General features: G+C 34.5%; 1 protein-coding gene. It reads left to right on the top strand.

The window, feature by feature from the left end; genetic code table 11:
* Nucleotides 1-418 precede the first annotated feature (418 nt).
* Nucleotides 419-937 carry a DMP19 family protein gene (locus DPIF8902391_RS11955; protein ID WP_172505967.1) on the top strand — a complete coding sequence of 173 codons (519 nt, stop codon included), beginning with the start codon at nucleotides 419-421 and terminating at the stop codon, nucleotides 935-937.
* Nucleotides 938-1,845: the final 908 nt, after the last annotated feature.

Raw genomic sequence — 1,845 nt, 5'->3', positions numbered from 1 at the left:
AATAATTACGTAAGAATCTGTCTGTAATTATGAAATGAAAACGGCGGAATTTTAACCTGTTTATCCAATAGAAACGGAATCGTAAAGCAGCAGATTCTGACAAATATTACGCAAGAATCTGTCTGTAATTCTGAAATGGAAACAGCGGACTTTTAGCCTGTTTATGCAATTAGGAATGAAAATTTAGACAAGTTAAACGCTGAAAAATGTGAGATTTTATATCGGTATTTTAATTAAAAAAAAACGCAGGTTAACAAAATATATAATTTATTGCTAGTGCGAACCTACTTACGAAAATCCTTAGGGGATTTTCTATTCCGTTTTTATTTACTAAATTTAGTGCTTCAAAAATGCAACAAACCATATATAAATCGTTGTAGGTAAGCTAAAACCGAAATAAATCAATGAAATTCGAACTATGAAAAAAGATTCTTATTCTGGACTTTCTTGGATGACAGAGGAAATAAAAAACGAATTAATTATACGAGGTAAAATTATTGAAAATGAAGATATTGAAAGTCTTTTTTCTTTAAAAGACAATTCTGACTTTTCAATTGCATTATTTGAAATCCTTCAAAAAAGGAACGAAAAAGAACCTAATTCTCTAAATGAAATTGAACTGAATTTATTTTTATGTATGAATTTGGAAAATGCAGGTCAAGCAGATAGTATTTTGTCTTTTTTACAAGAATGGTTTCCTGAACAGAATGAAAAAGTTATTAAATCGCTGAATGAAATTGGAGCGTCTAAATCATCTGAAATAATAAAAAAAGCGATTGAATTACTTCCTGAAAATGGTACTTGGTTTTTTGAAAGTTCAAACGAAGAATCTGAAAGAATAATGAGTGAATTAGATTCTGAATTTTCTAATTATCCAGATGGTCCAATGAGAAATTTATATCGAAAATATGCCGAAAAAAACAGGAATGAATTATAAAGCCTACCTACAATCGAGTAGACGGCTCCGACTAAAATAGTCGGAGTGCGCCTCTCACACCACCGTACGTACGGGTCTCGTATACGGCGGTTCGTAAATCATCAAACCAAAGCTCTTTTCACCCTTGGCGCTATCTTCTAATTTAAGCATAGGCTACATCGAGTGCTCCTATGCGAATTTTGAAGAGAATTACGTTCAGTCCTTCCCTACTTGTGAGACTGCCTGAGGTCTTTCCTCAACTCGTTTCCTGTAGGTACTATGACCTCTGCTGACTTCTCCATAACCAACTCGTGATTTTGGAGACCTCCCCAGGTAATGGCATCTTCTTTCACTCAATCGCTGCCGTATCTACATAATTACCCTTTTTGATGTTCTTTGGGGCGTTACAATGATGTGCTTGCTTACCCGAGTAATTATGCCTCTGTATACGATTTCTGTTCGTCAGTACCGAGTTTTGTAGTCTCGCTTCCTTCAGATAAAACCTCACGATTTTCACCCTTGCGACTTACTAATGCTTCAGAACGTTACTCCTGCGCATAAGGGACTTGCACCCTCTAGATTAATAAACTACCTTTCGGTAGTCAAAAGATGCCCATGCTGGGCACACACAAAATATATAATTTATTGCTAGTGCGAACCTACTTACGAAAATCCTTAGGGGATTTTCTATTCCGTTTTTATTTACTTAATTTAGTGCTTCAAAAATGCAACAAACCATATATAAATCGTTAACCTACATTAAGCCAAATTACACGCAATATTGGCAAAAAAGCGGTTTAAAAAAGTAGGATTCTGATAAATATTACGCAATCAGAAACGGAATCGTAAAGCAACAGATTCTGACAAATAATTACGTAAGAATCTGTCTGTAATTATGAAATGAAAACGGCGGAATTTTAACCTGTTTA

The organism is Tenacibaculum finnmarkense genomovar ulcerans, from assembly GCF_900239495.1.
Lineage (GTDB): Bacteria > Bacteroidota > Bacteroidia > Flavobacteriales > Flavobacteriaceae > Polaribacter > Polaribacter ulcerans.
Note: the sequence above shows the minus strand (reverse complement) of the source record. Positions and strands in the feature narration are given on the sequence as shown.

Bases quoted from the DNA above. Each gene is read 5' to 3' on its own strand.
- DPIF8902391_RS11955 (WP_172505967.1), top strand. From the start codon at position 419: ATGAAAAAAGATTCTTATTCTGGACTTTCTTGGATGACAGAGGAAATA.